Origin of the sequence: Ruminococcus sp. AM42-11, assembly GCF_003480145.1 — a bacterium.
Classification (GTDB): Bacteria; Bacillota; Clostridia; order Lachnospirales; family Lachnospiraceae; genus Blautia_A; species Blautia_A faecis.
In genome coordinates, this window is the sequence record NZ_QUIO01000007.1 from 131615 (window position 1) to 139373 (window position 7759).

Consider the following 7759-nt stretch of genomic DNA (forward strand, 5'->3'; position numbering starts at 1 on the left):
GCTAATTACACTTTAGAATCAATTGCGCCGTCAATTTACACTAAATTCTTTTCCACATATCTCTATTCTGCATTTATATTGAACAACAAATTAAATTCTTATTCCCGCACACACATAGCTTTAAGATACATTTTTTTGTTCAGCATCCCACATAGCTGCATACTTCCCGTTCTTTTTTAACAATTCTTTGTGTGTACCAGCTTCGGTAATCCGGCCATCGGAAACCACCAAAATCTGATCTGCATTTTTTACGATGGACAGGGTATGTGCAACCATTACCACTGTTTTTTTCTCTTTCAGCAGATTTGCAATCGCCTGCTTTACTGCCAGCTCGTTCTCAATGTCCAGGGAGGCCGTTGCCTCATCAAGCAGCAGGATTGGGCTGTTTTTCAAAATGGCGCGTGCTATGGAAAGGCGCTGACGTTCACCGCCAGACAGGAGATTACCATTTTCCCCAATCGGCATATCATAACCTTTCTCCATCTTGCGGATAAAGCCGTCACAGTTTGCCTCCCGGCAAGCCGCTTCAATTTCTGCGTCCGTAGCATCCGGGCGGGCATAGCGGATATTCTCCCGCACCGTATCATCAAACAGGAACACATCCTGTTCCACCATAGAAATCTGGTCTAATACCCGTTCCGCAGCTACATGATTGATCGGTCTGCCCCCTATGGAAATCGTGCCGCCAGATACTTCATAGTATTTTGCAATCAGGTTCAGGATGGTAGACTTGCCGGAGCCGGAATCCCCCACAATGGCGGTCAGCTTCTGATCCGGCACAGTAAAGGAAGCCTGTTTTAACACCGGTTCCCCGGGAACATAAGAAAAGTCCACATGGTCAAATACAATCTCATGGGAGGCTGCCTGTAACGACTCCATGCTGCCGGTTTCTTCCGGTTCCTTCATCACAGCCATGATTTTATTTTTCGAGATCATCAGATTCTTATAGCTGGTGAGGTCTACAAAAATGGAATTTGCCAGCTTTGCACAGAACAAAGGCAGCATACAAATCAAAAGATAGGACACGGTATCTAAAGTTCCAGCTGCCCAGGGGCCATAGGCCGTCCAGATCACAACCGGACAGGACAGCCAGCTCAAAATACCAAATCCCGCACCAATCGGGAGAACCTTTGCTTCATACACAAAGCTGATCCTGCTAAACTCCTGCATGGCATGGATCACCGTTTTGTTTTTCAGACCGCCAACGCCATAGGCCCGGAAAGTCTGGATACCGGATACATACTCCACAATGCTGCTGACATTCTCCGCACAAATATCGTTCTTCTCTTTTCCATATTTCGCTACCTGCCGGAAGGAAAGCCATAATCCTGGAAACAAAAGCAAGTCAGCAGTCAGTAGAATCAATCCGGCAGGAAAGTAAATCGTCATCACAAAAACGATCAGCATCAGCGACAAGGCAAAATTCTTTGCAATGTCCCCAATCTTATGCGTCAGAATTTTTTCATAATTATTTACATCACTGGTAATTGTATTGATATAATCGCCAGTCTGCCCCCTCGTAAACCGGGAGATCGGGATACGTTTGAGATGGTCGCCCATAAACAGGCGGATATTTTTACTGACTCTGGCACCGCCGATCTGTGCTTTGGTATAGCCATAGCTGTATATCAAAATGCGGAACAGGAAGATGACAGCGATAACAGCTGTCAGTACTAGCACACGGTTCATATCAAACTGACCGTCCCATAAAAACCGCATGACGGAATACAGCAGCATAAACAGGCTTCCAGAGAGCAATCCTTCCAGAACAGTCCCGGCAACACCAATATAAAACTCCCGGTTCTTCTTCCATACGTTATTCGGATTCATTCTGCCCGCCTCCTTCCAGTTGATAAGTAATTCCCCTCGCTGTTTCGTAGTCCTCCCATGCTTTTTGATAGTAAGCGTTCTCTTTCCGTACTTCCTCATGGGTGCCGACATTGGTAATTGTATGGTTCTCTACCACAGCCACACGGTCGCACATTTTCAGGCGCTCAGCCTGTGTGCTACCACAATGACCGTCCTGCCTTTACAGAGGTTCTGGATGGCCTTATCAATTTCCATCTGATTTTCCGGGTCAGAAGCGCTTGTCGCTTCGTCCAGGATCAGAATGGGGGCATTTTTCAGGATTGCCCTTGCAATGGCGATCCGCTGTTTTTCTCCACCAGAGAAACGGGAGCCGAAACTGCCTACCTTTGTGTCATAACCATCTGGCAGTGACATGATGAAGTCATCAATCTGCGCCTCCCTGGCGGCAGCTCGTACTTTCTCCAGACTGGCGTCCGAGCCCATACGGATATTTTCCAGGACACTGTCACGGGTAAGAAATGTCTTTTGGAATACAATGGCAATATTCTTCAGGATGGTATCGTAGTTCAGTTCATTCACGTTGACCCCGCCGATCAGCACCTCCCCCTCCTGCACATCATAAAACCGGGAGATCAGTTCGATCACGGTACTCTTGCCCGCACCGGACTGTCCCACAAGTGCCATGCGTTCCCCATCTTTGATTGTGAGGTTGACTCCCTGCAATACATCCGTTTTTCCATCATAGGAAAACGTACATTTTTAAGTTCAATCTCATGGTTTTTCGGGAAGTCCTTTCCGCCTTCATAAACAGGAACATCCAATATTTCTTTTGTTTTGGTAATGGCACCCAGGACATTCGCAAAGTTTGTCCCCAATTCCTGCAAAGGCCGGATCTCTGTCAGATACATGGAGCCGACATAGACGAACAGCAAAAAAGCGCTGGCCGCCAGGGAGCCCTTCAGGAAGAACATTCCGCCCAGGGGAACCATTAGCAGCATCCCACATTCGATCAGAACCACAAAGGTTGCGTAAGGAGGTCCCATTCTCCGGGATGTTTCATTCCACATGGCATTCTCTTCCTGAATTGCACCTGAAAATTTCTGGAACGACTTGCTCCCCATGTTGTACGCTTTAATCAGCTTCATGCCGCTGATATATTCGATCATCACAGAATTGAGCGTTGTAATGGATCGGTTCGCCCGGTCCATCAGGTCATCTGTATTTCGGAACATAACCCCCATTACCACAACAGCCAGAATCAACGGCACCAGGGAAACCAGTGCCAATGGGATATTTACTGTCATCAAATAGATAAAAATCGCTACCGGCCCTACCATATAGCACACAAGGTCTGGAAGGTTATGAGCCAGGAACAACTCTAATTTTTCAATGTCTTCATTCAGTACTGTTTTGATATCCCCGATCCGCCTCTCATTCATCGTACCAAGAGGAACTTTTGCCAGATGCTCCGCTACCATGCAGCGCACCTTGAACAAAGCGCCGTAAGCACCTTTATGGGCAGCCACACCGGAACACCCAAATAAAACAAAACGCAGGACCACAGAAACGGCAATCATCATAATCGTCTGGACGACAAACTCGTTTGTGCAGTTATGCTGGAAAACGGCATCCATCACACGGTAAATCCCGATATACGGTACAATGATGCATAGGCCGCTTGCCATAGCTAGCAGAATTGCCAGTAGCAGCCAGATTTTCTGCTCACCGGCCCATTGAAGTAGCAATGCAATCCTGTTTTTCTTTTTCTGTTTCATCACTTCACATCTCCTTTCCCCCTGAAACAGAGAACAGTTCCCGGATCTTTGGGAGGAAATCCATCACAACAGGGATGTCATCCGGCATTTCCCCTTCATCAAAATGCAAGACACGTGAGCAGGTACGGCAGACAAATTCAAAATCATGGGTGACAATAAAAATGATTTTTCCCTGTTCGGATAACCGTTTGATCAATCCCGCCACCTGCGCCATGCTGTCAAAGTCCAGTCCGCTGGTGGGCTCGTCGAACACCAGCAAATCTTTTCCACAGATCATGCTGACTGCCACAGCCACCCGCTGCTTCTGTCCACCGGAAAGCGTGTTGGGATGGCGTTCCCGGTAGGTTGTAAGCCCCAGTTCCGCCATGGTTGTTTCTACTAAATCCTGATCCGGGTTTCGAATTCCGAAGGAACATTCTGCCTCCACACTTTCTGCAAACAATTCATAGTTCACATCCTGCATCACCATATAAGAGCGTTTCAGCCTCAACTTGTGTTCTAGCGGCTGACCATTCCAAAGGAACTCACCTTCACAGTCTTTATGAAGCCCGCACAGAGCGCGGGAAAACGTGGTTTTTCCGGCTCCATTATGACCGACAACCCCAATGACTTCTCCCCTTGCGACAGAAAGAGCAATTTGGTGTAGAATCGTCCTCTTTTTATAACGCAGCGTAATATCACGGATTGCTAATGTAGGAGGAAGAACCGTAGGATGGATGGCTGGAGGAAGAACCCTTGTCAGGTCAACTGCCCGCAGCCCCATGTGTTCCCGTTCGGTTTCCGTCAGCCGGAGAAATTCCTCTGACGTAAAAATCCTTGCTATTTCCCCATCTTCCAGATAAACAATGCGGTCTGCCAGCTCCATCAGATAATAGAGCCTGTGTTCCGCAATCAAAATGGTTTTGCCCTGGCTCTTTATCAGCCGCAGATGTTCTTTCAATTCCTGTATGGAAGCCATGTCTAGATTTGAGGATGGTTCGTCCAGCAGATAGATTTCCGGGTTCATTGCATAGACCGACGCAAACGCGATTTTCTGTTTTTCTCCGCCCGACAGTTCAAAAATATTTCGGTTTCGTAGCTTTTCAATATGCAAATCTTTTGTTGTCTGTTCTACCCGTTCCTCCAGTTCCCTTACCGGCCTGGCCTCATTTTCAATTCCAAAGGCAATCTCACTGTCCGTATCCACATTGAAAAACTGTGTCCGGGGATTTTGAAACACAGACCCCACCTTTGCAGCGATCTGATACATGGGCAGGTCACTGATTTCCTGTTCGTCCACTAGCACGCGCCCCTGAAGTTCTCCCTGGTAAAATTGTGGGATCAAGCCATTTACCAGCCTTGTGACCGTTGTTTTTCCGCACCCGCTGCGGCCACAGAACAAGACACATTCTCCGTCTGCAATTTTCAGGCTGATTCCATGCAGACTGTCATGCTCCTGTCCCTCATAAGAAAATGATACATTTTTAAACTCAATCACCCGATCACACCTCCCCGCTTACATAATTCAAAAATAAAGAAAGCAACCGCAAATAACATCGCCGTCCAATCTGCAATCCCGCATTTTATCTGGACAAGACAGGTCCGGGGATTGGGATTCTCGATCCCGCGGGTAACAGAAGCGATAGAAAGCTCGTCCGCTGCCTTGGAGGCCATCATCATCAGCGGAACATAGATACACTCTACTGTCATTCCCGGATGGGAAAGGAATCCGCCCAGGGAGGGCGATACGTCCCGCATACGCATGGCGTCCTTGATAAAATGCCAGTCCTCCTGGACGGTTGGAATATAGCGCAGCATGACCGCAAATGTGATGACAAATTTTTTCGGGGCATGGATTCGGTTCATGGCGGATAAAAATTCGCTGACCTTTGTTGTAAACAAGACTATCCCTGCCAGCATCCCGCAGGCGTAAACCTTGTGAAATAGCCCAAGGAACGCAACAAACATGGTCCGCAGCGTCCCCGTCATAGCCGCCATAATCCAGACTGTCAGTGCACAGACTAACGCATAAAAGCATACCCCTTTTACGGCATATTTCCACTTTCCACAAAGCACTCCTAATACAGCAATCAGCAGGACAAGCGCAAACTGATAGGTAAGAGAAGGCGCGAACATGGAACTCAGTACACACATCAAAATAAGAAAAAGCTTGGCCCGCGGGTCAAGCCAAAGCCCTTTCTGGACGGTGTTACCCATCATGCTGTAATACCCGCTTTTTCGAACTGCTTCTTCAACATTTTGCAGCCCACAAATGCACTGATAGAAGCTGTTACAAGGAGAGCGGCAAACATGGCGATAAAGATTCCCGCATTTGCGGTCGTCTGCATGGTATCGATATAGCTTTGCTCGGTTCCATTTCCCAACATGGTCTGCGCCCACCCCTGGGGATCAGCGAAGAAAACAAGGTACGACCCTGTTCCGCCCAGGGAGAAAAGGATATAGGACAGACTGTTGATCTTCTTGCTCTTGTACTGCTTTGTACCGGCAACAAAATCAGCTACGACAGCCATAATGAGATAGCCCAACGCAAACGCCCAGTGCATACCAGTGACAAACCAGATGATGGCCATGATAACGCCCATGATCGTGACGCTCCAGCGTTTATGTACTTTTGCGATCATCAGCAGATAAATTGGTCCGGCAAGCAAAGCACTCCCGGCAGGCATGAAAAAAGTCAGCACCGGGTTGGTAGCAAAAAAGACGCCTCCTACCATGATGAATACGAACAGAAGCGCAGTAAAAATTCCCGTTGTTACTAAGTCCTTGACAGACAATCCTGCCTTTGCATTTACTTGATTACTCATATTTTTTCCTCCTGCTTTCAAGAACGGTTGACCTACCGTCTGAAATCTGTTATATTATGATTAGATGCTACTAACCACGGTCTATATCATACTAACTTTATGGGCGGGCTGCAATACATTGCAGGCACATTCGTCTTTTCGTTGCAAAGCTCCGTCCAATCGTTGCAAAGGAGGCCGTCATTTGAACAATAACATTATTGCGGATTACTATGAGCCGCTTTTAACAGATAACCATTTTATCCCGGTAGATAGCAATAACCACTTCAATTCTGCCGGACAATGCTGGCAGTTATCGCCTGAATTTGGAGAAGGCTTTTACTGGGTCTATGCGAAGAAAGACCTGTACGACATTAAAATCCATGATTTTTATTTCCATGAGGATTTCTTCATGGAATTTCATTTGCCGGAAGCTCTGAGTATTACTCAGTATGAATCCATCTCTGGCGAAGAATTAAATCCCTACCGGCGGATGTCTGCCGAATGTATCAAAGCCTTTATTGGCGGCTATAAGCCATACAAGGCAATCATCCATAAAAAAATCCCCATCCGGTCTATTGGTATCGAAGTCATGCCTGCATACTATGAGGATTATTTGCAAAAACAATATCCGGGGGACTATATCAGCCCACTTGCAGCTTTCCGGCAGGTTGATCAGACCACAGACTTCCCGGCTATGGCAAAGCTGCTCCATGAGGTAAAGGTTTACCGTGGGGATGGGATTGCCGCAGGACTATTTTATGAAGCGAAAGTGGCCGAGGCCGTATCCCTTGTGGTGGAAGAACAGAAAAAAATTCTCTCCCGCAAGGAGAAACATCTATCCGACCAGGATATAGCACAATTGGAAAATGTGACTGCTTATCTCAATGACCACTATGCGTTTGATATCCCATTGGAGCGGCTTGCAAAAATCGCCTGTATGGGAACCACCAAGCTAAAAACATCTTTTAAGCAGTTGCAGGGCTGCACAATCACAGAGTATATTCAACAGCGCCGCATGAGCCAGGCAGAGCATTTGCTGATTGATACGGATTTCACGATAGGACAGATTGCGGAAATGATTGGCTACTCTACTTCTAGCCGGTTTGCGGAATTGTTTCGTAAGAGTACGGGACTCCTGCCCATTGAGTATCGAAAAATGTCTCATCGATAACAGTACAGATATAATTTCATTTCCATCTCATAACCATTGTATTATCTCTGTCGTTATGCACCATAATAATGAAGTCCCCTCAAATGGTATGCTCCCCGTCAAGAGGACAATAAAAAATAATAAATTTTTGTATCGTCAGCCATGCTATAGCTGGCGATATTTTATGCTGCTTTTGTATATTGCTCATGATATTTCATTGGTGTCATTACATGCAGTTTCCT

General features: G+C 46.8%; 5 protein-coding genes and 1 pseudogene. 1 reads left to right on the forward strand and 5 read right to left on the reverse strand.

The genetic code is table 11. The annotated features are described in order from the left end of the window. Nucleotides 1-120: 120 nt before the first annotated feature. From DW904_RS06430 to DW904_RS06450, 5 genes and pseudogenes are all read right to left on the reverse strand, one after another. Complete coding sequence (locus tag DW904_RS06430; protein WP_118578578.1) at nucleotides 121-1830, reverse strand: ABC transporter ATP-binding protein; 1710 nt, start codon at nucleotides 1828-1830, stop codon at nucleotides 121-123. Then, nucleotides 1817-3584, reverse strand: a pseudogene (locus DW904_RS06435) (ABC transporter ATP-binding protein). Before DW904_RS06435 ends, DW904_RS06430 begins: the two are co-directional and overlap by 14 nt. Nucleotides 3585-3588: 4 nt before the next feature. Continuing rightward, nucleotides 3589-5061, reverse strand: a complete 1473-nt coding sequence (locus tag DW904_RS06440) for an energy-coupling factor ABC transporter ATP-binding protein (RefSeq protein WP_117942945.1) — start codon at nucleotides 5059-5061, stop codon at nucleotides 3589-3591. After that, entirely contained in the window at nucleotides 5058-5783 is a 726-nt protein-coding gene (locus DW904_RS06445) for an energy-coupling factor transporter transmembrane component T (RefSeq protein WP_008688120.1), read from the reverse strand. Before DW904_RS06445 ends, DW904_RS06440 begins: the two co-directional genes overlap by 4 nt. Then, complete coding sequence (locus DW904_RS06450) at nucleotides 5780-6388, reverse strand: MptD family putative ECF transporter S component (RefSeq protein WP_008688119.1); 609 nt, start codon at nucleotides 6386-6388, stop codon at nucleotides 5780-5782. The genes DW904_RS06445 and DW904_RS06450 overlap by 4 nt, the downstream gene beginning before the upstream one ends. Before the next feature lie 181 nt (nucleotides 6389-6569). Here DW904_RS06450 and DW904_RS06455 point away from each other — a divergent pair, with 181 nt between their 5' ends. Further along, nucleotides 6570-7538, forward strand: coding sequence for an AraC family transcriptional regulator (locus DW904_RS06455; RefSeq protein WP_117457271.1), 969 nt, complete (start codon nucleotides 6570-6572; stop codon nucleotides 7536-7538). Nucleotides 7539-7759: the final 221 nt, after the last annotated feature.

What these genes read in the sequence shown, in the direction of transcription:
- DW904_RS06430 (WP_118578578.1), bottom strand. Translation starts at nt 1,830, where the DNA reads ATGAATCCGAATAACGTATGGAAGAAGAACCGGGAGTTTTATATTGGT.
- DW904_RS06450 (WP_008688119.1), bottom strand. Translation starts at nt 6,388, where the DNA reads ATGAGTAATCAAGTAAATGCAAAGGCAGGATTGTCTGTCAAGGACTTA.
- DW904_RS06445 (WP_008688120.1), bottom strand. Translation starts at nt 5,783, where the DNA reads ATGATGGGTAACACCGTCCAGAAAGGGCTTTGGCTTGACCCGCGGGCC.